The organism is Corynebacterium nasorum (assembly GCF_030229765.1).
Taxonomy (GTDB): domain Bacteria; phylum Actinomycetota; class Actinomycetes; order Mycobacteriales; family Mycobacteriaceae; genus Corynebacterium; species Corynebacterium kefirresidentii.
Genome location: NZ_JASPGY010000006.1, coordinates 57,459 through 80,208 on the forward strand (window position 1 = coordinate 57,459; position 22,750 = coordinate 80,208).

General features: G+C 59.9%; 19 protein-coding genes, 1 tRNA gene and 1 other RNA gene. 15 read left to right on the forward strand and 6 right to left on the reverse strand.

Annotated elements, in window-relative coordinates; translation table 11 throughout:
* Positions 1-5: 5 nt before the first annotated feature.
* Positions 6-1,004 (forward strand): alpha/beta fold hydrolase, encoded by a 999-nt coding sequence (locus QP904_RS07365; RefSeq protein ID WP_023021128.1) that lies wholly within the window; start codon positions 6-8, stop codon positions 1,002-1,004.
* Positions 1,005-1,119: 115 nt separating this feature from the next.
* On the opposite strand, the gene aceE is transcribed toward QP904_RS07365, so the two are convergent.
* On the reverse strand, positions 1,120-3,867 hold the full coding sequence (aceE, locus tag QP904_RS07370; protein ID WP_023021129.1) for a pyruvate dehydrogenase (acetyl-transferring), homodimeric type: 2,748 nt from the start codon (positions 3,865-3,867) through the stop codon (positions 1,120-1,122).
* A gap of 337 nt (positions 3,868-4,204) precedes the next feature.
* On the opposite strand from aceE, the gene QP904_RS07375 reads away from it, so the two are divergent.
* Both QP904_RS07375 and QP904_RS07380 read left to right on the forward strand, forming a co-directional pair.
* Entirely contained in the window at positions 4,205-4,603 is a 399-nt protein-coding gene (locus QP904_RS07375) for a DUF3052 domain-containing protein (protein ID WP_023021130.1), read from the forward strand.
* Positions 4,604-4,671: 68 nt separating this feature from the next.
* A tRNA-Val gene (locus QP904_RS07380) sits at positions 4,672-4,744 on the forward strand.
* Positions 4,745-4,962: 218 nt separating this feature from the next.
* Here QP904_RS07380 and QP904_RS07385 read toward each other — a convergent pair.
* Positions 4,963-5,967: an SURF1 family cytochrome oxidase biogenesis protein gene (locus tag QP904_RS07385; RefSeq protein WP_284835815.1), complete on the reverse strand. Its 1,005-nt coding sequence runs from the start codon at positions 5,965-5,967 to the stop codon at positions 4,963-4,965.
* A 10-nt stretch (positions 5,968-5,977) separates the two neighbouring features.
* Positions 5,978-6,469, reverse strand: a complete 492-nt coding sequence (locus QP904_RS07390) for a low molecular weight protein-tyrosine-phosphatase (RefSeq protein ID WP_034655439.1) — start codon at positions 6,467-6,469, stop codon at positions 5,978-5,980.
* Positions 6,470-6,564: 95 nt separating this feature from the next.
* Between QP904_RS07390 and QP904_RS07395 the strand changes: the two genes are divergently transcribed.
* The 5 genes from QP904_RS07395 (at position 6,565) to QP904_RS07415 (ending at position 11,439) form a co-directional block, all read left to right on the forward strand.
* Positions 6,565-7,704: a Nif3-like dinuclear metal center hexameric protein gene (locus QP904_RS07395; protein ID WP_284835816.1), complete on the forward strand. Its 1,140-nt coding sequence runs from the start codon at positions 6,565-6,567 to the stop codon at positions 7,702-7,704.
* The gene (locus tag QP904_RS07400; protein ID WP_086587344.1) at positions 7,705-8,421 is read left to right on the forward strand and encodes a zinc ribbon domain-containing protein; all 717 of its coding nucleotides are present in this window, start codon (positions 7,705-7,707) and stop codon (positions 8,419-8,421) included.
* Complete coding sequence (locus QP904_RS07405) at positions 8,421-9,554, forward strand: bifunctional RNase H/acid phosphatase (protein WP_259825091.1); 1,134 nt, start codon at positions 8,421-8,423, stop codon at positions 9,552-9,554. The genes QP904_RS07400 and QP904_RS07405 overlap by 1 nt, the downstream gene beginning before the upstream one ends.
* Positions 9,555-9,569: 15 nt before the next feature.
* An RNA gene (rnpB, locus tag QP904_RS07410) (RNase P RNA component class A) lies at positions 9,570-10,019 on the forward strand.
* A gap of 25 nt (positions 10,020-10,044) precedes the next feature.
* Positions 10,045-11,439, forward strand: coding sequence for a ribonuclease catalytic domain-containing protein (locus tag QP904_RS07415; RefSeq protein ID WP_023027876.1), 1,395 nt, complete (start codon positions 10,045-10,047; stop codon positions 11,437-11,439).
* A 12-nt stretch (positions 11,440-11,451) separates the two neighbouring features.
* Here QP904_RS07415 and QP904_RS07420 read toward each other — a convergent pair whose 3' ends face one another.
* On the reverse strand, positions 11,452-12,726 hold the full coding sequence (locus tag QP904_RS07420) for a galactokinase family protein (protein ID WP_259825093.1): 1,275 nt from the start codon (positions 12,724-12,726) through the stop codon (positions 11,452-11,454).
* A gap of 263 nt (positions 12,727-12,989) precedes the next feature.
* Here QP904_RS07420 and QP904_RS07425 point away from each other — a divergent pair, with 263 nt between their 5' ends.
* Complete coding sequence (locus QP904_RS07425) at positions 12,990-13,178, forward strand: hypothetical protein (protein ID WP_049361312.1); 189 nt, start codon at positions 12,990-12,992, stop codon at positions 13,176-13,178.
* 59 nt (positions 13,179-13,237) lie between these two features.
* Here QP904_RS07425 and QP904_RS07430 read toward each other — a convergent pair whose 3' ends face one another.
* Together QP904_RS07430 and QP904_RS07435 are read right to left on the reverse strand one after the other, a co-directional pair.
* On the reverse strand, positions 13,238-14,956 hold the full coding sequence (locus tag QP904_RS07430) for a CYTH and CHAD domain-containing protein (RefSeq protein ID WP_259825096.1): 1,719 nt from the start codon (positions 14,954-14,956) through the stop codon (positions 13,238-13,240).
* A 135-nt stretch (positions 14,957-15,091) separates the two neighbouring features.
* The gene (locus tag QP904_RS07435; protein WP_284835817.1) at positions 15,092-16,150 is read right to left on the reverse strand and encodes a DUF2786 domain-containing protein; all 1,059 of its coding nucleotides are present in this window, start codon (positions 16,148-16,150) and stop codon (positions 15,092-15,094) included.
* A 192-nt stretch (positions 16,151-16,342) separates the two neighbouring features.
* Between QP904_RS07435 and QP904_RS07440 the strand changes: the two genes are divergently transcribed.
* The 6 genes from QP904_RS07440 (at position 16,343) to QP904_RS07465 (ending at position 22,743) form a co-directional block, all read left to right on the forward strand.
* The gene (locus QP904_RS07440; RefSeq protein WP_023021141.1) at positions 16,343-17,680 is read left to right on the forward strand and encodes a glutamine synthetase family protein; all 1,338 of its coding nucleotides are present in this window, start codon (positions 16,343-16,345) and stop codon (positions 17,678-17,680) included.
* A gap of 7 nt (positions 17,681-17,687) precedes the next feature.
* Positions 17,688-20,759: a bifunctional [glutamine synthetase] adenylyltransferase/[glutamine synthetase]-adenylyl-L-tyrosine phosphorylase gene (locus tag QP904_RS07445; RefSeq protein WP_284835818.1), complete on the forward strand. Its 3,072-nt coding sequence runs from the start codon at positions 17,688-17,690 to the stop codon at positions 20,757-20,759.
* Between the two features lie 97 nt (positions 20,760-20,856).
* Positions 20,857-21,201: a Cgl2226 family protein gene (locus tag QP904_RS07450; RefSeq protein ID WP_239207502.1), complete on the forward strand. Its 345-nt coding sequence runs from the start codon at positions 20,857-20,859 to the stop codon at positions 21,199-21,201.
* Positions 21,158-21,661, forward strand: coding sequence for a hypothetical protein (locus tag QP904_RS07455; RefSeq protein WP_023027875.1), 504 nt, complete (start codon positions 21,158-21,160; stop codon positions 21,659-21,661). The genes QP904_RS07450 and QP904_RS07455 overlap by 44 nt, the downstream gene beginning before the upstream one ends.
* A 145-nt stretch (positions 21,662-21,806) precedes the next feature.
* Positions 21,807-22,025 (forward strand): hypothetical protein, encoded by a 219-nt coding sequence (locus QP904_RS07460; protein ID WP_248099859.1) that lies wholly within the window; start codon positions 21,807-21,809, stop codon positions 22,023-22,025.
* A gap of 10 nt (positions 22,026-22,035) precedes the next feature.
* Positions 22,036-22,743, forward strand: coding sequence for an AAA family ATPase (locus tag QP904_RS07465; RefSeq protein ID WP_049361304.1), 708 nt, complete (start codon positions 22,036-22,038; stop codon positions 22,741-22,743).
* Positions 22,744-22,750 lie beyond the last annotated feature (7 nt).

Sequence of the window (22,750 nt, forward strand, 5' to 3'; positions counted from 1 at the left end):
CCGTTATGGCATTGAGAAAACGTTCTTCCGTTGTGGCGCGTAGTTGGCTCAAGCGCCTGCGCCCCTCGCACCGCGCCGAGCTAGAAAAACTCTATGGCGGATTGCATGATCCCTCCACCGAGCCGGGCCTTACCCAGGTCAGCGCTTCCGGCACTGTGGAACACGATGGCCTAGATATTGCCTGGTACGAGGTGGGGCGCGAAGACGCGCCAGTAACCGTGGTCTTCATTCACGGCTATTGCTTATCCGCGGAAGCCTATTATGACCAGGCCAATTATCTCCGCGGTCGCAATGCGCGTGCACTCTTGGTGGATTTGCGCGGGCACGGCCAGTCCTCCACGGTCGCCCCAGAGGAGTGCACCGTTGATACGGCGGCTGACGACGTCCTCGCCGTCATTCGAGAGCGCGCTCCCCGTGGCAACCTGGTCATCGTCGGCCATTCCCTGGGCGGCATGGTTGCCTTAAACCTCATCCGCCGTGCTCCAGCCGAGGTTTATGAGCGCATCAAGGGCGCGCTGCTAATTTCAACTTCGATGCGCCGCTTTGCAGCAAAGGGCGTAGCGCAGATTCTGCAGTCGAAATCTCTGCATGCGCTCTACCGCCTCTGTCTGCGCCTGCCTGGTCGCGTCGATAGCGCGCGCTTTGAGGCCGCCCGGTTCATTGCGCCACTTTTTGCTGCGACCTTGGCCGGCTTTCCACAAATGGAGAAGCTGCAATTTCACGTTGCCATGCTTCTCGATACCCCCTTGGCCTCCTACTCCGGCTTCTTCGACGACCTTTTGGAACACGCCGAGTACGGCGCCGCCCCACGGCTGGCGAAGCTCAAGGGCGAGGTGGTAGTCGGAACCGCCGATATTGTCACCCCGCGTTCACAATCCGAGGTGCTCTGTAAGCATTGGCCCGCCGCGAACCTGCAGACGGTGGAAGGCTCCGGACACATGGTGATCCTCGAAGACCCCGAGGCTATCTCCGCGGCCCTTGGCCGCGTCCTTGATGCGATATAGACGGGCCGGATGCATAAGCCCGTTTGCTGGGTACGCAAAAGACGCCGCGGCGGGGAAGCCGGCGGCGCCTTTCTTGTAGCGCGTGGCGCGGGCCTAGCCAGCACCAAAGCGGGGATTAGTCTTCGATGTGGGTGGTCACGGTCGGATCATCCAGCTTGAGATCCTTGGCTGCCTTCTCCACAACGGAGCGCTCAATCTTGCCCTCGCGAGCCAAGCCATCGAGCACTGCGACGACGATGGACTCGGCGTCGATATTGAAGTAGCGGCGAGCGCCCTCGCGCGTATCGGAGAAGCCGAAGCCGTCCGCGCCCAAGGTGATGTAGGTGCCTGGAACATACGGGCGGATTTGCTCCTGCAGCTCGGTGGTGAAGTCAGAGACACCAACGAACGGACCCTCGTAGCCCTTGAGCTGGGAGGTAGCAAAAGCCTCGCTCGGCTCCTCGCCCTTTCGCAGGGCTTCCTTGTTACGGCGGGCGCCGTCGCGGGCCAGCTCGTTCCAAGAGGTGACGGAGAAGATGGAGGCCTTGACATCGAAGTCGTCGGCAAGCATCTGCTGTGCGCGCAGCGCCTCGTGCACGCCTACACCGGAAGCCAGGATATTGGCAGCAATGGAGCCGCTCTCTGCGGTATTGAAGTGGTAGATGCCCTTGTGCAGGCCCTCCACGTCCAAATCCTCCGGCTCGGCCGGCTGGTGTACCGGCTCGTTGTAGACGGTGAGGTAGTACATGATGGCCTCGTTGTCCTTGCCATACATGCGCTCAATACCGCGGGAAACCAAGTGGGCAACCTCGTAGCCGAAGGCCGGGTCATAAGAAACCACGGCCGGGTTGGTCGCAGCCAAGACAGGGGAGTGGCCGTCCATGTGCTGCAGGCCCTCACCGGTCAGGGTGGTGCGGCCGGCGGTTGCGCCAATGATGAAGCCGCGGCCCATCTGGTCGCCGGCTGCCCAGAAGGCATCGCCGGTGCGCTGGAAGCCGAACATCGAGTAGAAGATGTAGAGCGGAATCATGGCCTCGCCCTGGGTAGCGTAGGACGTTGCCGCAGCGGTAAAGGAGGCAGCGGCGCCGGCCTCAGAAATACCCTCGTGCATGATCTGGCCGTCAGTAGCTTCGCGGTAGGAGAGCATGAGGTCGTGGTCCACCGGCACGTAGTTCTGGCCGCGGGGGTTCCAAATCTTCATGGTCGGGAACCAGGAGTCCATACCAAAGGTGCGGGCCTCATCCGGAATGATCGGCACGACGCGCTTGCCCAGCTCCTTGTTGCGCATAATTTCCTTGAAGGTGCGCACCAAGGCCATGGTGGTGGCTACTTCTTGCTTGCCAGAGCCCTTGCGTACAGAGCGCAGCTTGTCCAGAGCCGGTGCCTCCAGCGGGGTGAAGTCCTCGCGGCGCTCCGGCAGGAAGCCGCCGAGCTCTTTACGACGCTCCAGCATGTACTTGATCTCCGGGGAGTCCTTGCCTGGGTGGTAGTACGGCGGCAGGTATGGATCCTTTTCCAGCTCCGCATCGGAGAAAGGAATTTCCTGCTTATCGCGGAAGCGCTTCAGGTCATCCAGGGTCAGCTTCTTCATCTGGTGGGTAGCGTTGCGGCCCTCGAAGTTGTGGCCCAAGCCGTAACCCTTAATGGTGTGCGCGAGGATGACGGTTGGCTTGCCGGTGCCCTTGTTCTCCAGCGCGCGAGCATAGGCGGCGTAGACCTTGCGGTAATCGTGGCCGCCGCGGCGCAGTGCCCAAATCTCATCATCGGACATGTCTTCTACCAGCTTGGCCGTGCGCTCATCGCGGCCGAAGAAGTGCTCGCGCACATAGGCGCCATCGTTGGCCTTGAAGGTCTGGTAGTCACCGTCAGAGGTGGTGTTCATGACGTTGACCAAGGCACCTTCGGTGTCCTTTTCCAGCAGCTTATCCCAGCCACGACCCCAAATGACCTTGATGACCTCCCAGCCGGCACCGCGGAAGAAGGATTCTAGCTCTTGGATGATCTGGGTATTACCGCGAACCGGGCCATCGAGGCGCTGCAGGTTGCAGTTGACCACGAAGGTGAGGTTATCCAGCTCGTAGAGCGACGCGATCTGCAGTAGGCCACGAGATTCTGGCTCGTCCATCTCGCCATCGCCCAAGAAAGCCCATACGTGCTGCTTGGAGGTGTCCTTGATGCCGCGAGTCTCCAGGTACTTATTAAAGCGTGCCTGGTAGATAGCGTTAATCGGGCCCAAGCCCATGGACACGGTGGGGAATTCCCAGAACCATGGCATCAGGCGTGGGTGCGGGTAGGACGGCAGCCCCTCGCCCTCGCCACGGGATACCTCCTGGCGGAAGCTATCAAGGTCCTTTTCAGTCAGGCGGCCTTCCATGAAAGCACGTGCGTACATGCCCGGTGAGGCATGGCCTTGGAAAAAGACTTGGTCGCCGCCCGAAGGATCATCCTTGCCCTTGAAGAAGTGGTTCAAGCCCACCTCATAGAGCGGGGCAGCACCCGCGTAGGTCGAGATGTGGCCACCTACGCCAATTCCTGGGCGCTGTGCACGGTGCACCATGATGGCCGCATTCCAGCGGATCCAGCGGCGGTAGCGCTTTTCCAGTTCCTCGTCACCAGGAAACTCTGGCTCCATGGAGGTTGGGATGGTGTTGACGAAGTCCGTGGACGTCAACGAAGGCAGTTCAACGCGCTTAGCGGTAGCGCGCTCGAGCAGGCGCAGCATCAAGTAGCGTGCGCGCTCCGGATCGGAGTGCTCCAGCAGACCATCGAGGGAATCCATCCACTCGCGGGTCTCTTCTGGATCATTATCGTGAAGATACGATGCAACGCCGTCGCGGATGAGCGGGAAGTTGGAGTCGCCCTTGGTGGCGTCCTTCTCGGCCATTTAAACCTCCTGTATAAGGGTCTGCACAGTTTGCTTACTAGGATACGCGCTCACAGATCCACAATGGTTGTGAAGCCCGACTTAAGGGGACGTGCGGTACGTTACATCGCCATAACCAGTATCTTTGCCGGGTTTATTGGGGTAAAAGAGGGTAGTTTGCAAACTCTGCGGAACTGGGCGAAGTGGCGGGAGGGCCTGCAAAATGGGGGAATTGCGCCCCTTAGGCGGGTAAAAGGGGCCGGTGGGCGTTAAAATACTTCTATTAAGCCGCGATTTACCCGCAGGATGCGGGGGATGCGCGGACCGGACATTCACCAAATTAGGAAGGAAATGCATAGTGGCTGACGCTGCAGTCAAGCTCGGAATCAAGGAAGGGCAAATCGCCCTAGAGCTTGGTTGGGACGAGGATTGCGATACCGCGATCTCTGAATCGATCGAAGCCGTGCTCGGCGATGATTTCTTGGAAGAAGAAAATGACGAGCTGTGCGATGTAGTCCTTCTTTGGTGGCGCGACGAGGATGGCGACCTTGTGGATGGACTCGTTGACGCGAGCCGTCCGCTGGCCGATAACGGTGCGGTCTGGCTGCTTACCCCGGGTGCCGGAAAGCCTGGCACCGTAGAGCCAGGGCTCATCTCTGAGTCCGCTCAGCTGGCCGGCTTGGTGCAGACCAAGGCAGAGCGCCTAGGCGAGTGGCAAGGCTCTTGCTTGGTGCAGCGCGGATACACCAAGAAGTAGGGCTTTACCTGCTGATTTGTGTTGCTCTAGCAACCTGCGCTACTGTTTCTAACAGCGCAAGAGCGCATGCGGCTTTAGCTCAGCTGGAAGAGCAATTGGTTTACACCCAATAGGTCGGGGGTTCGATCCCCTCAGGCCGCACAACACAGACCGCCTCTCGGATTGATTTCCGGGAGGCGGTCTTTTCCGTATGCATGGGCACGGGCTAGCCCGGGAGGGACTCAAGGCTTAAGGCGCCTGTGGGCCAACTTTCGGCCACGTTGTGCATGGCAGTTGGGGAAGTAGCCCTATTAGCGTGGCTGCTTCTTAGGCTTCGGCTAAGTACTCAGGCACTTCAGCCACGGCTGCGGGTTGTCGGCTTAGTAGCGCTCGCGGCGGCGCTGGTTTAGTTTGGCGTAGTGATCTGGTTTGGAGTCGCCGTAGCGGGAGCGATTGCGGCGGCTGGCGGCATGCGAGGAGGACGCGGCGGGAACGGCCGTGGAATCGTCGTTCGCGGCTTCGTGCTCGCTGGGTGCGGAGTCAGCGCCGGCCGTTGGTTCTGCGGGCGTGTGGTCCGCAGCGGAGGCGTCACTAGAGGCAGGCTCGGAGGGGGTAGAGGCATCGGCGTCGAGGGCGGCGAGGGCCTCTTCCTCTTCGCGCAGGCGGCGTCGCTCACGGATTTCGGACCACACGAAATAGCCCAAGCCCAGCGGGGCCATGATGCCAAAGGCAATCCATTGGTAGCCATAGGAGAGGTGGTTGCCGCGGTCGAGCTGCGGGATGGGCATGGGGTTGAGCACGCCGGGCTGGTCCGCGGAAAGCTGGATGTAGTCGTGGGCTAAGGGGGCGTCGATAAGCGAGGCAATCTGCTCCGTGTGGATGGAATAGACCTGCTGGTAGCCCTCCTGCTTAATGGGTGCGGACGGGTGCTCGGCTTCGTCGGCGCGGATCATGCCGGTAATAGTGGTCTCGCCCGAAGGAGCGGCGGGAATATCCGGCACGGCGTTGGCCTCGCCGGCCTTGACCCAGCCGCGGTTAACCAAGATGGTCAGCCCGGAATCGGTACGGAAGGGGACCAAGGACTGGTAAGACGGGCCAGACTCGGCTGGGCGCAGGCGCAGCAGGACTTCATCCTGCGGCAGGTAGCGGCCGTGCAAGGTGGCGCGGGACCACTCATCGTCTTTGATAGCGCCGTGGTCATCCACGAGGTCTTCTACCGGCTGGGGGTCAGCCTCATAGGCGTGAGTGATGAGCTCGTTGCGTTCCACAATGTCATCGTCCTTGCCCAGCTGCCACGGGGCGAGGACGGTAAAAGCGAGGTAGGAAAAGGCCACGACGAACAGCAGCAGTAGAACCCAACCCGGCTTAAGGAACGTCTTTAGCATGGGGCCTAGTTTAGTCGTGGTGAGCGCGAATCCAATCCAGCAGGCCAGGTACGGCGGCCTCGATATTGTTGCGGGTGGTTTCGAAATCGGCGGCAGAACCGTAATACGGGTCTGCTACGTCCGCGTCTTCCGGGGAGTTGGGATCGAAGCTGCGCATCAAGCGGATCTTGTCCGGGTCGATGCTGCGCTCAATAAGGGCGTCGCGGTGGCCTTTGTCCATGGCGATGAAGAGATCAGCATCCATGTGCTCGGGCCCCAGCTTGGCCGCGCGGTGGGAACCACCATCGTGGCCGCCGCGGCGCAGCTCGGCAATGGCGCGCGGATCCGCTCCTTGGCCCACATGCCAGCCGCCGAGGCCGCAGGAGTCCACGGTGGCGACAAGGTCAAGCATGTCCTTTTCCATCTCATCGCGCGCGATGATTTCTGCCATGGGGGAGCGGCAGATATTTCCGGTGCAAACAAAGACGAGGTAGAGGCCGGAGCGGGCAGCGGATTCGGTCATGCGGAAAACCCCTTCGCGCGAATAGTACTGTGGTGCGGAAGATAGGATATAGCAGTAGTAACTATTCCATGAAACGAGCATAAAGGAGTACCTCCATGTCCGCTGTGAGCGTGGGCGATGTCCGCCGCGTACTCGATGAGGCCTACCCGCCGCACCTGGCGGAAAAGTGGGACGCCGTGGGGCTTATCTGCGGTGATCCGACCGCGGAGGTCAAGCGCGTGGCTTTTGCCTTGGACTGCACCCAAGCGGTAGCGGAGCGGGCGGTTGAACTCGGCGCGGATATGCTCGTGGTCCACCATCCATTGCTCTTGCGCGGGGTGGAGTCCGTGGCGGCCGATACGCCCAAGGGCAAGGTCATACACACGCTGCTGAGCAATGGTGTTGCGCTTTTTGCGGCCCATACCAATGCCGATAAGGCGCGGCCGGGCGTCAACGACAAGCTCGCGGAGCTGGTGGGCATTAACCCAGGCCGGCCCATCGTGCCGGAGCCCCAGGGCGTGGATAAGTGGGGCGTGCACGTGCCGGTTGCCGCGGCCGAGGAGGTGAAGCAGGCGCTTTTCGACGCCGGCGCGGGCCACATCGGTGCCTACTCCCACTGCTCTTTCGATATTGCGGGCACGGGCCAATTCCAGCCGGAAGAGGGAGCAGACCCGGCGGAGGGAGAAATTGGCGCCCTGCACCGCGGCGAGGAAATCCGCGTCGAGTTCGTCGCGCCGGCCGCGCTTCGCTCCGCCTTGCTGCAGGCCCTGCACGCCGCGCACCCTTATGAAGTACCGGCCTATGACATCACGGAAACCGCCGGTCACCAAGACCTGGATAAGGCGCTCGGCCTCGGACGCGTGGGAGAACTGCCGCAGGAGATGACCCTGCGCGAGTTTACCCAGCAGGTGGCCAATGCCCTCCCCGAGACCGCCTGGGGTATCCGCGCCGCCGGGGATCCGGAACAAAAGGTGCGTACCGTAGCGGTTTCTTCCGGCTCGGGAGATTCCTTCCTCTCCGCGGCCGCGAAGCTAGGCGTAGACGTGTATGTCACGTCGGATCTGCGCCACCACCCGGTGGATGAGCACTTGCGCGCCGGCGGGCCGGCCGTCATCGATACCGCCCACTGGGCCAGCGAATTTCCGTGGACGGCCCAGGCGCGCGATATCGTAGAGGATGCTTTAGAACTGGATACGGAAATTATCAGCCTGCGCACCGACCCGTGGACTATCTCTGCGCACCCAAAGGAGTCATAAGTGAAACTATCGCAAGAACTACAGCCGGTACTGCTGGAGCTGGCCAACCTGGAACGCTCGCAGGGCCATGGCGCGAAGAAGGAAATCCCGGAACAAGCCGAGTATGACAAGGCTAAAGAAGAACACAAGCGCCTACTGGATGCATCCGGCTCCGCGCAGATGGCCGTCGATGACATGGAGACCGAAATCCTGCGCATCCAGGCCGATGAGCGCAAGCTGCGCCAGCGCGAGCGCGATGATAAGCGCCAGCTAGGCGCTGCCGTGGATCCAGAAACGCGCAAGGACCTCGAGCACGATCTCTACGCCGCCAAGTCCCGCATTGCAGACCTCATGAGCGAGCTGCAAGAGGCCCATAATGAGGTGCACGCGCTGCGTTCTAACCTGGACGTACACGGTGCGCGCGTTTCTGATTCCGAGCGCAAGCTGGAAAAGCTGCGTCGCGCGGCCGAGGCGGCACAGGAGGCGGCCGCCAACCAGGAAGATCCGGCCGTGCGCATCGGCGAGCTGCGCCAACAGCTGCCTGCCGGGGTACTGAGCGAGTACGATACCCAGCGCGAGGAAAACGGCGTGGGCGCCGCCCAGTTCAAGGCCAACCGCGCTTGTGGCGGCTGCTTCATTGTCCTGCCGCCGGCGGAGCAAAACGCCGTGCGCAATGCCCCGGCCGATGAGTTGCCGCAGTGCGGCGATTGCGGCTCCTACCTGGTGCGTTTGGTCTAATGAAGGTCATTATCTACGCCGATGGCGGCTCCCGCGGTAACCCCGGAGTGGCCGGTTCCGGCACCGTTATTTATGACGGCAGCGGGCAGCGCATCCTGCGCGAAATCGTCTACGTAGTAGGTACCAAGTCCACCAATAACGTCGCTGAGTACAACGGCTTATTGCGCGGCCTGGAAGCCGCCACCGAGATGGGCGCTACCGAAGTGGAGTTCTACATGGACTCCAAGCTGGTGGTGGAGCAAATCAACGGCCGCTGGAAGATCAAGCACCCGGACATGCAGAAGCTGGCCCTGCACGCCCGTGGCTACATCAACGGCTTTTCTTCCTTCAGCTTGAACTGGGTGCCGCGCGCCAAGAATAAGGTGGCAGACGCCCTATCCAATGACGCCATGGACGCCGCGGCCGCCGGACATCCTGAAGGCATCGTTGTCGGGGAGGAAGATACTGCCGAACCGGCACAGGCTACGGAACGCGACACCACCGCGCCGCATCCCACCGATTGGCTTGGGGACCGCGGACCTACCACCCGCTTTATCCTGCTGCGCCACGGGCAGACGGACATGTCGGCCGCTAAGCAGTACTCCGGGCGCGCCAACCCGGGGCTTACGCAGCTCGGGCAAAAGCAGGCGCTGGCCGCCGCCCAAGCGCTTGCCGACGCCGATTTTGACGCCATTGTCTGCTCGCCCCTGCGCCGCTGCCAAGAGACAGCGGCGGCCGTGGCCAATGGCCGCGATATCGAGGTAGAGACCGTGGAAGGACTCATCGAGGTGGACTTCGGCGCATGGGAAGGCAAGACTGCGGCCGAGGCCCACCAGCGCGATCCGGAACTGCACGAGCAATGGCTGCATGACGCGAGCGTCGCCTGTCCGGGCGGCGAATCGCTGCAGGCAGTCAACCGCCGCGTGCGCACTACCCGCAAGGAGCTACAAGAGCGCTTTGCGGGCAAAACCGTGCTGGTAGTAAGCCACGTCAATCCGATTAAGTCCTTTATCCGCCAGGCGCTTGATGCTGGGCCGGCTACCTTTGGTCATCTCTTTTTAGACCTGGCTGCCATTTCCCAGGTGGAATTCTGGGAAGGCGGCTCTATGGTGCACGGATTTAACGATGTGGGCCACCTGGCAGGCCTGCGCTAGAATAAGGAACGCGAATGAGCCGGCCGGGTGATCGCGTCGCTTCATACGGGCAGCGAGCTGCTGCCGCGTGGGCGCCGAGGAAAGTCCGGACTCCATAGAGCACGGTGGTTGCTAACGGCAACCCGGGGAAACCCGCGGGCAAGTGCAACAGAAAGTAGACCGCCTTGTGCCTCCGCTTGAGCTTCGGCCCAAGTTGGAGCAACAAGGTAAGGGTGAAACGGTGCGTTAAGAGCGCACCAGCACCGTCAGTGATGGCGGTGGCTGGGTAAACCCCACCGGGAGCAAGGCATCACGGCCCCGCCACGTTGCGGGGCCCGATCAGGCGTTTTAAGGCTGCTCGCTCGAGCCTGAAGGTAGCTGCTGGAACCAACTGGCAACGGTTGGTCTAGATGGATGTTCACCGCACGGTGCTCCCTTGGGAGTGCCGCGATTAGACAGAATCCGGCTTATAGGCCGACTCATTCGCCCCAAGACGTTTATGGTGGTGGGCATGAAGCTCTACGCCGCCCCGCTTGATTTCCGCGCCATCGCCGCAGAATTTTCGGTAGCCATCGATTTTCCGGCTGCGGTCACCCACCAGGCCGCCCACGCGCAAGACCGGTATGCCGACTCGCGCCGCGACGCCCGCGATATTCCCTTCGTAACCCTCGATCCCGCCGGCTCCATGGACTTGGATCAGGCGGTTTACCTGGAAAAGCGCGATGGTGGCTACCGCGTCTTTTATGCCATTGCGGATGTCGCCGCCTTTATTGAGCCCGGCAGCGAGCTGGAGCGCGAGTCCTTCCGCCGCGGCCAGACTATTTATCTTCCCGATGCGCCAGCTCGCCTGCACCCGCCCGAGCTTTCCGAAGACCGTGCCTCACTGCTGCCTAAAACCGATAAACCGGCCGTGCTGTGGACCTTTGATCTAGATGACGCCGGTGAGGTGGAGTCCTTCCACGTCGAGCGCGCGCTCATCTACTCCCAGGCCCGCCTGGACTATGAGGGCGCGCACGCGGACTTGGCGGCCGGTAACCTGCACCCGTCTATTGCATTGCTGCCGGAGGTGGGACGATTGCGCCAGGAGTCCTCCCTGCGCCGCGAGGCCATTTCCTTGCGCCTGCCCTCCCAGCGCGTAGTGGAAAATTCTGATGGCACCTTTGAGCTCATTATCGAGCCTCGCTATGAGGTCATGGACTATAACTCGGAGATCTCTCTGCTTGCCGGCATGTGCGCGGGACGCCTCATGCAGGAAGCGGGCGTGGGTTTTCTGCGTACTTTGCCCGCCGCCGAACCGGAGCACGAGCGCCAATTTCGCGCCGAGGCCCAAGCCCTGGGCTTTGCGCTTGGCGATGCCCCCATTCCCCAGTTTCTCCTCACCGTCGACGCCGATTCCCCACGCGGCATGGCAGTCATGCGCGAGGCCCAAAGCCTCCTGCGAGGCGCCGATTATGCGTGGCTAGGAGAGCAGGAAGCGCAGGTGCATGCCGGGATAGGCGGCTACTATGCACATGTGACCGCGCCGCTGCGGCGCCTGTCCGATAGGTTCGCCACCGAGGTTTGTCTAGCCCTCTGCGGCGACTACGAGGTTCCCGGCTGGGTGGGGGAGCGCGCCACGGAGGTCATTGGCGCAATGCGTTCTACCTCGCAGCTTGCCTCCCAAGTGGATAAGGCCTGCCTCAACCTCACCGAGGCCACCGTGCTGCGCCCCTGGCTCGGCACCAATTTCCCGGCCACCGTCGTAAGCGGCGATGCAAAGCGGGACAAAGCTCGGATTTTTGTGCCGGAGCCACCAGTCTTCGCCCAATCTGTAGGCGCGCCAGAAACCGGCAGCGAAACCACAGTCTCGCTGGTGACAGCGGATACCGATTCGCGCGAGGTACTCTTTGCGTGGCCTGCTGACTAGCTGGTGAGGCTACTAGCTCTCGCCGCGTGCGGCCTCGCCCGGCTGTAATTCGACTACGAGCAGGCCATCGTCTGCCAGGTCGGCCGCAAAATTATGCGCGCTCTTCGCCGGGACGTAGGCAATGACTGCGTTCGATGTACCCGCGTGCGCCGAACGCCCCGCTACGGCACCGCGGACCGTGACTAGCTCGGCGAGTTTTTCTGCCGAGTCCAAGCCGTAGATATTGGCTAGGGAGGACTGTGACTGCAAAAGGATGGGGAAGAGCTCCGCGCCGCGATGCGAGCGCAGGAAGCGGGTGAACTTTTCTACCCGCTGGGTTTCTTCCTCATAAAAGGCCATCCATTCCGTAGCGGCGCTGATGCTCGGGTGTCCTTCCTCGCCGTAGACCTTGTGGACGGCCTTGAGCCAATCGAGGACGCGCTGTTGGGCGTCTGGAAGCAAGCGTAGCGAATCGGTGCCAAAGGAATGGCAGGCATCATCAATAAAGCGCTGCCGCTGGCGGATATCGGCGATAGCCTTTTCTTCCTGCGCGGAAAAATCTTCCGGCACCGCCACCGCGAAGGCAGCTATCTCGCGACCAACAAGGTGCGGTGCGTGGGTGACAGAACCGTCGGCGTAATCCATGATGCATACGCCGTCACCCGTGCTGCGCAGAGCCGCGCTATGGCGGGCACGCAAAGGCGGCCGCGCACCAAAGGTAGTAACGGCCTGGGTGCATACATCTGCCACCCGGGCCCTTAGCGGCGCATCCAGGTCCGCATCAGCCCCCATGAGTGCCAGCGCTACCGCGACGTCCGCGGCGGCATCCGCACCCAAACCAGCACCTTCCGGAATGTCGGAGGCGATGGTGATATCCGCACCGGCTGTCTCACGAGAGAGCAACTGGCGGTTAATCATCGTGTGGACAATGCCACCCACGCGGGCAGCCAGCCCTCCCTCCGGAGCCGGCGGAATGATTGGCTGGCCCTCTGCATCCGTGGTGGGTTGTTGCGCTGTTGCCAGCTCTGCGAGCGCTTGCAGGCTTATCGAATCATGGGCAGGCTCACCTTCTGCCGGGTGAAAATGTACCGCTACCACGCCATCGGTGCGCGAGCTTACTGCCGCAGCGGCACGTAGCTTGTCCACGCACATGGCAACAATGCCGCCGAAGTGGTCAATGTGTTCACCAATAAGGGACCACGTTGCCGGCGCGCTAGCGGTATGAGTTGGAGCGCTGCCCGTGAGATCAGTATGTGCTTGGGCGGCGCGCTCGGCTACAGGCTCTGCAGGTGTTGACCACAGTGGCATGGGTGCTAAAGCTCCTTTTCCAGGTTCTGGGACCAGTAGTCTTCGTTGCCACTCGCACGCGGCGGTGCGCTTAAAGCAACGAATGCCCGCCACCTTTTGGTGCGGCGGCGGCGGGGAATACGACATGGAATCGTATAAAAGAAATGTGCTGCCCCACATTCTAGCGGGCATCGCTTAGACGGCGTGGGTAGTGTGGACACAAACCATACCAGCGGCAGCGATCAGCCGGTGCCGCTGGCGCTACGACTGAGAGGATAGTTTTTATGAGCGATGCAGACCAGAAGTGGTTCTTCGATCCGGCCACCAAGGAAGTCAGCCAAGGCAAGACCTCTGGCTGGGAAAACCGAATGGGCCCGTATGACACCCGTGAAGAAGCAGAAAACGCTATCGAAATTGCCCACGCCCGCAACGATGCGGCAGATGCCGCAGACAAAGAAGATGACTGGAAGTAAATAACCTCCAGCCATCTTTTTCTACGCCGTGTTTCCCGGTAACTGCCTGGGAAGCGCGGCTACTTTAGTTTCTTACGCAGCGGCTTAAACGCCGCCTTGATGTCTTTGAAAGACTCGGCGTAATCATCCAGCGCCTTCAGCCCGATGGTGCGCTCGCGTTGATAGAGCAGGCCATAGCCAAAGGTATTTTCGCCACGGCGGCGAGCGGAATCTGCCAGTTCGAGCAGCTTATCGCGCGAGGTCACGGAATCTTGGAAATCACCGAGCACCGACTGCATCTGCTTGCAGGCCTTATAGAGACGCTTGGTCTTAAGGTTGGTGGCAGAACCAGCTGCTTCTGCAGCATAACGCAGCTTCTTTGCAGCCTTACGCATATCGTGGAAATAGTCCTCGCGCTCGTGCAGGGACAGCTCCGGGTTATCCCAATTCTCTACGGCCTTCTTATGGCGCTTGACCAGCTTGTTATAGGCCTTTTCAAGGTGCTGCGCCATCACAGTGTCCATGTCCTTGGACTTCTTCTCTGGCTTCTTTTTGGCCTTCTCTGCAGCAGCCGCGTTATCCTCGCGGGACTCGGAAGAAGCAGCGCCTTCCTCCGTAGAGGACAGTTCTTCCGTCTGCTCCGCATCATCATTTACCGGAGCGGATTCCTGTTGCTTATCGGCCGTTGGCGGATCCGCGAGCAAGCGGTCGAGCGACTCTAGCAGCTCGAGGTAACGCTCGGAATCTAGGGCGGCGACAACGCGACGGTGCGCACGGCGGTAGGCGGTGCCCATATCCTGCGCAATGTGCTCGCGGGTGGAATCATCCAAGGTGTCAGAATCTTCGGACTCCAACAGCTTCTGCCAGCGCTCTTCAACAACCTCCGCATCGCGAGCAACGCCCAAAATGCCAGCGAGCTCCTTCAGATCGGCTTCAATTTTTTCGATTTCTGGTCCGACCACGATGCCATGGAAGGTCTGAAGGTGGCTGCGCAGCTCGCGGGTAGCTACACGCATCTGATGCACCGAGTCCCACTCATCGCGGCGCACACGTGGATCATAATCAACCAGCTTGTCGCGGTTAGCTTGCAGTGCGGTGATCACGGCGGCGGCAGGGGAATCCGGGTCCACGTCCGGCGATACCAGGGCCGGGGGAAGCGGGGCGTTGGCATAAGAATCACCCAAGGCCGATTTCAGCTTGGATGGGGAAGAAGATACGCGTGCACCGGCACCGATGAGAAGAGAGGTAGCACGGCGAATGAACTGCGTTCCTTCCTCGGTACCAGGTAGCTCACCTGCGAGCTCTACTTCCCATTCGCGCCACGACTGTTGCTCGCCGCCGGGAAGGAAGGAAAAGGCGGTGACGTGGTCATCGCAAAACTCTGCCACTGGCTTATTATCGGCATCTGCCAAGACCATCTCGGTGCGCTTGTTGTCTACCTGAGCAATTGGGGTGAGCTCGTTGTGGCGGACAATGGAGCGAACCTGATGGAGCAGCTCGCTAGGAACTTCATAGCGGCCATCGACAGGCTCTCCCAATTCTGCGTGGATTTCGGTACGGCCAGCCTCGCTAGGAATCTTGATATGCCAGCCATCATCATTGCCACCGGTGCGGCGGCGGAGGGTGACCTTAGCGTGGGTGAGGCGGAGGTCTTCAGTGTCGTAGTAGATGGCCGAAAGAGCGTGGTGGCGCGTGTCTGCGACGTGGTCAACTCCCTCAAGGCGGGTCAGTTCAGGGAGCTGAGTGGACTCGGCTACGGAGAATTTCGCTTCAACTTCGAGAAAAGACTGTGTAGACATTCACGTACCTTCTACTTTCTAGACCTAATCAATCTCATCGGTGATCTTACCTGTAATGACCTCGTTGCGGTGCCATACTCTGCCCCCGTTCGCTAGCAGGGAACGGGGGCCAAGAACCGTATCAAACAGGGGAAATTACCGTGTAATTTCTGGAACTGAACCGAGCCCTGAGGCGTCGCCTCCCAAGTGAGATTTATCGGCAGCGGCAATGCCATCGTTGATGCCGTGCAGACTGTTCATTGATAGCGACATCTCTGTGAGATTGGGAAAGAGGCGGTTGCGGGTATCGATGGCGTGATCGGTGCGTGCTTGCAAAGCGGGAAGGGTTTGGGTGGCTACAGCCTCTGCATGGTGAGAGCAATACTGAGACTCACGCAGGTTTTCAGCAATTCCGTCCTCATTGGCTTGGGTGAGCAATTCACCGATGCGGGCGGCATAAGACAGGCGGAAGCTGCGGCGATATGCGGCAGTGGAATTAGTAGCGCGGGCGATTTCCGCGCCATCGCCGTTACGCATAAACCAGTCGCATTGGCGGTTGAGGGAGGCAAAGAGGTCGGCGCAATGGGCGGCGTCGGCAGGAGCACCGATCACACAGGCTAGGCCTTTGTCATGGATGAGGAGCGTGGTGCATCCATTGGCGTCAGAGATGGTGCTGAGCAGGGAAGCCTGGTGCTTGATATAGGGCGGGTGGATGTGCACGCGGTGGGAAATGAGATTGGGGAGCTCGGAAGTAAGCAGATCCACGATGCGATACTTCTGTTGCAGGGACTGCGCCTTAGAAATCAGAACCTCGGCTTCGTCTTCAAAACTGGTGGACTCAGCCTTGCGTAAAAGGCCTAGGACCTTTGCGCGAATTTTGCCTTGTTTATCGCTAAGGCCGTCTTCTCGCAAGGATTCGCCAGAGGCCAAAAGTTCAGTATCGCGCAGCCTAGGCAGGTGGATGAGTTCTTTAATGATGGCCTGCAGCTTATCGCGCGGAATGAAATTTTCGTCCGGCGGTGCCATTTGTAGCCAGGCCTTGCGTAAGGCAGGGGAGGTAATCCGTGCCGGCACATGGGGGCTAGCACGGTAGATAATGGGGTAAGCATGCGGGCCTAAGACGTGCTCTAAATCCGCCGGTGCCCAACCATGTTGCGCGGCGGTGATGAGGCGTTCGATTACGTGAGCAGAAAGGTCATCGCAGTGGGTGGTCATAAAACTTCGTCCTTTAAGAGGTGTACGTGTGTTCGCTTGCTTCCTCAGCAAAGCATGCACATCAGTAGGCCCGTGAAGGAAAAGCCCCCGCTTGATACCCCCTAGATACTCTTGCGACCTGCGCATTTCGCCCTGGAAAAACTGTCGCATGAACTGCACATCCCTCGGAGGTGAGCCGGTAAGGTCTAAGGCATGAATAGCCAACACGAATTTGTCCTACGAACCGTTGAGGAACGCGATATCCGCTTTATCCGCCTGTGGTTTACGGATATTTTGGGCGCCCTTAAATCCGTGGTCATGAGCCCATCCGAGCTGGAATCGGCCTTTGAAGAAGGTGTTGGCTTCGATGGTTCTTCTGTGGAAGGGTTCTCCCGTATCTCTGAGTCTGACACCATTGCGCTGCCAGATCCCTCCACCTTCCAGATTCTGCCCTTTGATATGGATGAGCCGGACCTGCAATCGGCCCGCATGTTCTGCGATATCGCGCAGCCGGACGGCCAGCCCTCCATGGTGGATCCGCGCCATATCCTGCGCCGCCAGGTTACCGAGGCCGCCAATGATGGATTTACCTGCATGGCCTCACCAGAAATCGAGTTCTACCTTTTTGAGCGTGGCCGCGAACTCACGGACTTGGTACCGACCGATAATGGTGGTTATTTCGACCAGGCTACTCATGATACCGCCCCGCTTTTCCGTAGGAAGGCGATGCTGGCGCTGGAATCACTGGGAATTGCCACGGAGTTTAGCCATCACGAAACCGCACCGGGGCAGCAAGAAATTGATCTGCGCCATGCGGACGTGCTGACCATGGCTGATAACATCATGACCTTCCGGCACGTAATCAAACAGGTGGCAACCAACTCCAACGTGCGCGCCACCTTCATGCCTAAGCCTTTCGAGCATCTGCCAGGCTCCGGCATGCACACCCACTTGAGCCTTTTTGAAGGCCAATCCAATGCCTTCCACGATCCGGACGATGAATTTTCCTTATCGCAGACTGGCCGACAGTTCATCGCCGGAATCCTGGAACACTCCACGGAGATGTCCGCCATTGTTAATCAGTGGACAAATTCCTATAAGCGCCTGATGTTTGGCAACGAGGCACCGGGTTCAGCAACCTGGGGTGTGTCTAATCGCTCTGCGTTGGTCCGCGTGCCCACCTACCGGCTTACTAAGGAAGATTCCCGCCGGGTAGAAATTCGTTCCATTGATGCCTCCATGAACCCGTACTTGGGTTATGCGGTGCTCTTGGCAGCCGGTCTGCGAGGAATCCGGGAAGGCTACGAACTCGATGATCCAGCTGAGGACGATGTCCACCAGCTCACCCGCCGCGAACGCCGGGCAATGGGATATAAGGATCTGCCCACCAGCCTGGACCAGGCTTTGCGCGAGTTTGAAAAATCCGAGTTCATGGCGGAGGTGTTGGGCGAGCACGTCTTTGAGTTCTTCCTGCGCTCCAAGTGGGATGAGTGGCATCACTATCAGAGCCAGATCACCACCTTTGAGCTGCGCAATAACCTGAACTTCTAGGAGAATAATGCGTCCTGCTGCTGTACCTTCACCGGCTACGCTTGGCCTTACCCGCCCGCATGCTGCTTCGGATATTGAGCAGCTGGGCTGGAATAACCCTGAATCGGTCAATCTTTTGTGGACCCTTGCGGCCGTGGGGGATCCAGACCTGGCCCTCAACAATCTCATCCGCATCTATGAACAAGTCCCAGAGCTCGATGAGGCTGTGCGCGCCAATGAAACGGTGCGTGTGCGCCTTTTTGCCCTGCTGGGTGCTTCGACCGCCTTTGGTGATCACCTCGCGGCAAACCCTGAGTTGTGGCGAGAGCTAGAAAAGCCCCTCCCACAGTCCGAAGAGATGCTGCAGAGCCTGCTCGGCGCCGTCGATGCCCAGCCCGCGGAATTTGCTCAGGATATTGATCGGCCCGATCCGGCGCGTGAGGATCTTAGCGCGCCGGGCACCTACCGCGCCGGCGAGGGAGAGCATAAGCAGGCGCTGCGCACGACCTACCGCACGTTAATGATGCGCATTGCCGCTTGCGATGTGGCCGGTACCTTCCATGCACGCAAGGGCCAGACCACACCCCAGCCGGAGGTAGGATTCCGCCAGATTACGGCTCTGACCACCGCGCTTGCCGACGCTGCCTTAACCGCCTCCCTCGCCTGCGCTGTGCGCACCATCTACGGGGACGAGCCTGTAGACGCACAACTAGCAGTCATGGCGATGGGAAAGTGCGGTGCGGGGGAGCTGAACTATATCTCTGATGTGGACGTCATTTTCGTCGGCAGTGAGGCAACCCCACGGGCAATACGCCTGGCGGCGGAGTTCAATCGCATTGGCTCCACCACCTTCTTCGAAGTAGATGCGAATTTACGCCCAGAAGGAAAATCGGGTGCTTTGGTGCGCACTTTGGAATCACACGTTGCCTACTACAAGCGGTGGGCGGAGACTTGGGAATTCCAGGCGCTCCTGAAAGCGCGCGCCATGACCGGTTACCTACCACTGGGGCAGGACTATCTGGATCAGATCCGCCCGATGGTGTGGACGGCCTCCCAGCGCGAGTCCTTTGTAGAAGACGTCCAGGCCATGCGCCGCCGCGTGTTGGCTAATGTTCCTGCAGAACTCAAGCATCGCGAGCTGAAGCTGGGCGTGGGTGGCCTGCGTGATATTGAATTTGCAGTCCAGCTCTTGCAATTGGTGCACGGGCGTTCCGATGAAACGCTTCGCGCATTATCCACAGTGGATGCGCTGGAGGCATTGGTTTCGGCAGGGTACGTCGGACGTGAGGACGGCACCCAGCTCATTGAAGCCTATGAGTTTTTACGCTTGCTTGAGCACCGATTGCAATTGGAGCGCTTCCGGCGAACGCACACGCTGCCCGATAGCGATGATGAAGACGGGATGAAGTGGCTAGCACGCATCGCCGGTTTCTACCCGCAGGGCACTCAATCCGCAGCCGAGCGCATGCTTTCGCACCTGCGCCGGATTCGCCTGCGCATCTCCGAGCTGCATTCGCGCCTGTTTTATCGGCCGCTTCTTAATTCTGTGGTCACCATGTCCGCCGATGAGCTGAAGCTCTCGCCCGAGGCCGCCAAGCTGCAGCTGGCCGCGCTGGGTTATAACCACCCGGACCGCGCATTCGAGCACCTGACTTCTCTGGCGGCAGGAACCTCACGCAAAGCACGCATCCAGGCGATCTTGCTGCCCACCTTGATGGAATGGCTTTCCGATACCGCAGACCCAGACATGGGCCTGCTGAACTATCGCAAACTTTCCGAGGCTGCGAACGATAGGTCGTGGTTCTTGCGCATGCTGCGCGATGAAGGAATTGTGGGCCAGCGGCTCATGCACATCCTGGGCACGTCACCGTTTACCTCGGATCTGATTATTAGCGCGCCGGATTCGCTAAAGCAGCTTTCCGACGGCGCCACTGGCCCCAAGCTACTGGAAACCAAGCCCGAGCAGGTCTCCAAAGCACTGGTTAATTCCAGCAAGCGCCACGCCGACCCAGATAAGGCGGTGGCGGTGGCTCGCTCGCTGCGCCGGGTAGAGCTTGCCCGCATTGCTAGTGCGGATTTGCTGGGCTTTATGCCGGTCAAGCAGGTGTGTTATGAGCTATCTACCATTTGGGATGCCGTGCTGGAAGCTGCCCTTCGCGCCGAGGTGCGGGCATGGCGCCTAGCCAACGAGGATGCGGAGCCACCAGCGCGCATTGCCGTCATTGGCATGGGCCGGCTGGGAGGCATGGAGCTGGGCTTCGGATCAGATGCGGACGTGCTCGTGGTAGCAGAACCCGCCGAACAGGATGCTGACTCTGCTGCAGAAGGGGAGGCAGTGAAGTGGGCCATCGGGATCGTCGATAAGCTCCGGCGCCGCTTGTCTAAACCCTCGGGAGACCCGCCACTGGATGTCGACTTAGGCCTGCGTCCCGAAGGCCGCTCCGGTGCGGTGGCACGCACTATCTCCTCCTATGAGCGTTACTACCGCGAATGGGGCGAGTCCTGGGAGCTACAGGCTTTATTGCGCGCGGCCTTCGTTGCTGGGGATAAAGAGGTAGGCGAGCGCTTTATTTCCATGGTGGATAGCTTCCGCTATCCAGAAGGCGGCGCCAGCGCATCTACCATTCGCGATATTCGGCGCATGAAGGCACGTGTGGACAATGAGCGCCTACCGCGCGGCGCGGACCGCAATACTCACACCAAGCTTGGCCGCGGTGCGCTAACCGATATTGAATGGACCGTTCAGCTACTGACGATGATGCATGCCCACGAGTACGCCGAACTCCATGATCCGTCTACGCTGCGCGTGCTTGATGCTTTGGAAGAAACCGCTATCCTTTCCGCCGGGCAGGTATCTGACCTGCGCGAAGCCTGGCTAATGGCTACCGACGCGCGCAATGCGCTAGTGCTTGTGCGCGGCAAGCGCGTGGACCAACTGCCTGGACCTGGCCCGCAGCTGGCCCAAGTAGCCGGTGCCGCCGGATGGGCGCCGGAAGATAACCAGGAGTTTTTGGAACACTATTTGAAACTAACCCGGCATGCCCGCAAGGTAGTCGATGAAGTCTTTTGGGGCGAGGAGGAATCCTTCGAGCATTCTTAGAGTTGCCCTTGAAAATCCCCGGTGTGGGCATCGTAGCCTTACTTTTTGCACTGATGGACTCTAGAGTGGGATGGGAAAGAGGAAGGACTGGCTAGTTATGTCTTTTAAGCTGCAACTCGATGTGGATAACGCTACGGTAGGCGAGCTATCCGCATTGCTTTCCGCTGCGCGTGCTGCGGGCGTGCGCGACGGCGACGCCCTGCACCTTGATGGCACCACAGTGACCATTGAGGTCTCCACCCCTCGGGAGCAAAAGCCCACACCGCCGAGCCCGGAATCAGCGCCGCAAAATTCCCGCCAAACCCCTCGCTCTTGGGGCCGCGCCGACCGCATAGGGGAGGCCACCATTCGCTCCATCATTGATGCCCTCAATGATCGCGGCGAAAACCAGCGCGGCAATGACTACGGTTCTTTTAGCGATGGCGCTGGTTTCCATGGCTAAAATCAGTGGGGCGCACCGCCGCAAGCTCATCTATCTGTGGGTCTTTGTGGCCGTGGCCGTCATCGTGGCCATCGCAGTAGGGGTATGGGCAACCAACCGCGACAATCCACCCAAAGGGACAAAGACCGTGGGCGAGGCCGTGGCCGGTGGCGTAGTCCAAGAAGACGTTCCTGCGCAGGTCAATGGTGCCATTAAGGACGATAATTCCACCGATGCGAACCGGGTGACCTCCCTAGCTAAGGCATTGGGCATTCCCCTAAAATCCGTCCCGCGAGATATTACCCAGACCGAAAACGGTAAGTCTGATGTGCGCGTGTACCTTGAGCGTGAGCTGAGCAGTGCAGTGGAAGCCGGTGACATCAGCGAATCCGATGAAAAAGCGGTTCTCGTAGCTTTTGAGCGAGGCCTTGTTATGCCGGCTAGTGATGGGATTGTGGCGGAAAGCTACCCGGCAAACTAACCAGCCTTTACCGTGCAAGTTGGGGACGAAAATCCAGGAAAACCGCAGCTGCGAGGCATCGCCTTGGCAGTAACTCTCCCTAAGGTAAAACATCACAAATTGGTAACGAGCATAGTGCTCGGTGCCGAAGCCTTTGGAGGAGACTATGACTTTCAAGACCACGCTATCGACCGCGGTGGGAGTAATCGCCGCCATCGCCATTCCTATCACCGGTGGGGTAGGGGTGGCCTATGCAGTCAATACCGTGCCGGCCGATACCATCGCCCAATCACTTCCCACTGGTGATTTGGCCGGCCACCTGAAAAACTTTGGTGCGGAAGCTACACGTGAAGACGCGCTGCGCATATTGGATGAGCTGAATTAGTCTAGAGGCCATGCTGATTGATGCCCTAAGCCTGAAATTTAAGCCCGATGACTACAGGGCAAAGCTGCCGGTTTTCGATTACTTGGCCGACCTAGGAAGCTTTAAGCTGCGGAGGCCGGTAACCGTCTTCGTGGGGGAAAACGGCATTGGTAAATCTAGTTTGCTCGCCGGCGTGGCCAGTGATTTGGGCTGCTCTCCCGAAGGCGGACGGATGGACGATCCCGATGAAATCGTTCCCCGCAGCCCCATTCGCTGCGTCACGGATAAAGTCATCCAACGCGCCTATTTCCTACGCGCTGAAAAACACGAGCATCTGATTGCACGCGGAGATTCATCGGACGAACGGGCAGGACGTTCCACCTTGTCCCAGAATGTAGATTTATCTCGCCGCTCGCACGGACAATCCGTCTTCGACATGCTCTATGAGCACATAAATGGCCAAGGCGTATATGTCCTTGATGAGCCAGAATCGGGACTTTCCGTTATCCGGCAGCTGGCCCTAGTGGGGGAAATAGCCCAAGCGGTTGACCGCGGCGCGCAGATAATCATCGCCACGCACTCGCCAATTCTTTTGGCCTGCCCGGGGGCAGACATTGTGGAATTAAACGATACTGGCTTTGAACGCATCGCCTTCGATGAGGCGGAAGCCGTGGCGGCTACCCGTGAGCTTTTAGCGGATCCTGAAGGAACCATCCGCTTTATTGTCAACCCCGAGTAACCAAGCA

Coding starts and splice junctions, on each gene's coding strand:
- QP904_RS07365 (WP_023021128.1), top strand. CDS start 6: ATGGCATTGAGAAAACGTTCTTCCGTTGTGGCGCGTAGTTGGCTCAAG.
- aceE (WP_023021129.1), bottom strand. CDS start 3,867: ATGGCCGAGAAGGACGCCACCAAGGGCGACTCCAACTTCCCGCTCATC.
- QP904_RS07385 (WP_284835815.1), bottom strand. CDS start 5,967: ATGCTAAAGACGTTCCTTAAGCCGGGTTGGGTTCTACTGCTGCTGTTC.
- QP904_RS07390 (WP_034655439.1), bottom strand. CDS start 6,469: ATGACCGAATCCGCTGCCCGCTCCGGCCTCTACCTCGTCTTTGTTTGC.
- QP904_RS07395 (WP_284835816.1), top strand. CDS start 6,565: ATGTCCGCTGTGAGCGTGGGCGATGTCCGCCGCGTACTCGATGAGGCC.
- QP904_RS07405 (WP_259825091.1), top strand. CDS start 8,421: ATGAAGGTCATTATCTACGCCGATGGCGGCTCCCGCGGTAACCCCGGA.
- QP904_RS07415 (WP_023027876.1), top strand. CDS start 10,045: ATGAAGCTCTACGCCGCCCCGCTTGATTTCCGCGCCATCGCCGCAGAA.
- QP904_RS07420 (WP_259825093.1), bottom strand. CDS start 12,726: ATGCCACTGTGGTCAACACCTGCAGAGCCTGTAGCCGAGCGCGCCGCC.
- QP904_RS07425 (WP_049361312.1), top strand. CDS start 12,990: ATGAGCGATGCAGACCAGAAGTGGTTCTTCGATCCGGCCACCAAGGAA.
- QP904_RS07430 (WP_259825096.1), bottom strand. CDS start 14,956: ATGTCTACACAGTCTTTTCTCGAAGTTGAAGCGAAATTCTCCGTAGCC.
- QP904_RS07435 (WP_284835817.1), bottom strand. CDS start 16,150: ATGACCACCCACTGCGATGACCTTTCTGCTCACGTAATCGAACGCCTC.
- QP904_RS07440 (WP_023021141.1), top strand. CDS start 16,343: ATGAATAGCCAACACGAATTTGTCCTACGAACCGTTGAGGAACGCGAT.
- QP904_RS07445 (WP_284835818.1), top strand. CDS start 17,688: ATGCGTCCTGCTGCTGTACCTTCACCGGCTACGCTTGGCCTTACCCGC.
- QP904_RS07450 (WP_239207502.1), top strand. CDS start 20,857: ATGTCTTTTAAGCTGCAACTCGATGTGGATAACGCTACGGTAGGCGAG.
- QP904_RS07455 (WP_023027875.1), top strand. CDS start 21,158: ATGACTACGGTTCTTTTAGCGATGGCGCTGGTTTCCATGGCTAAAATC.
- QP904_RS07460 (WP_248099859.1), top strand. CDS start 21,807: ATGACTTTCAAGACCACGCTATCGACCGCGGTGGGAGTAATCGCCGCC.
- QP904_RS07465 (WP_049361304.1), top strand. CDS start 22,036: ATGCTGATTGATGCCCTAAGCCTGAAATTTAAGCCCGATGACTACAGG.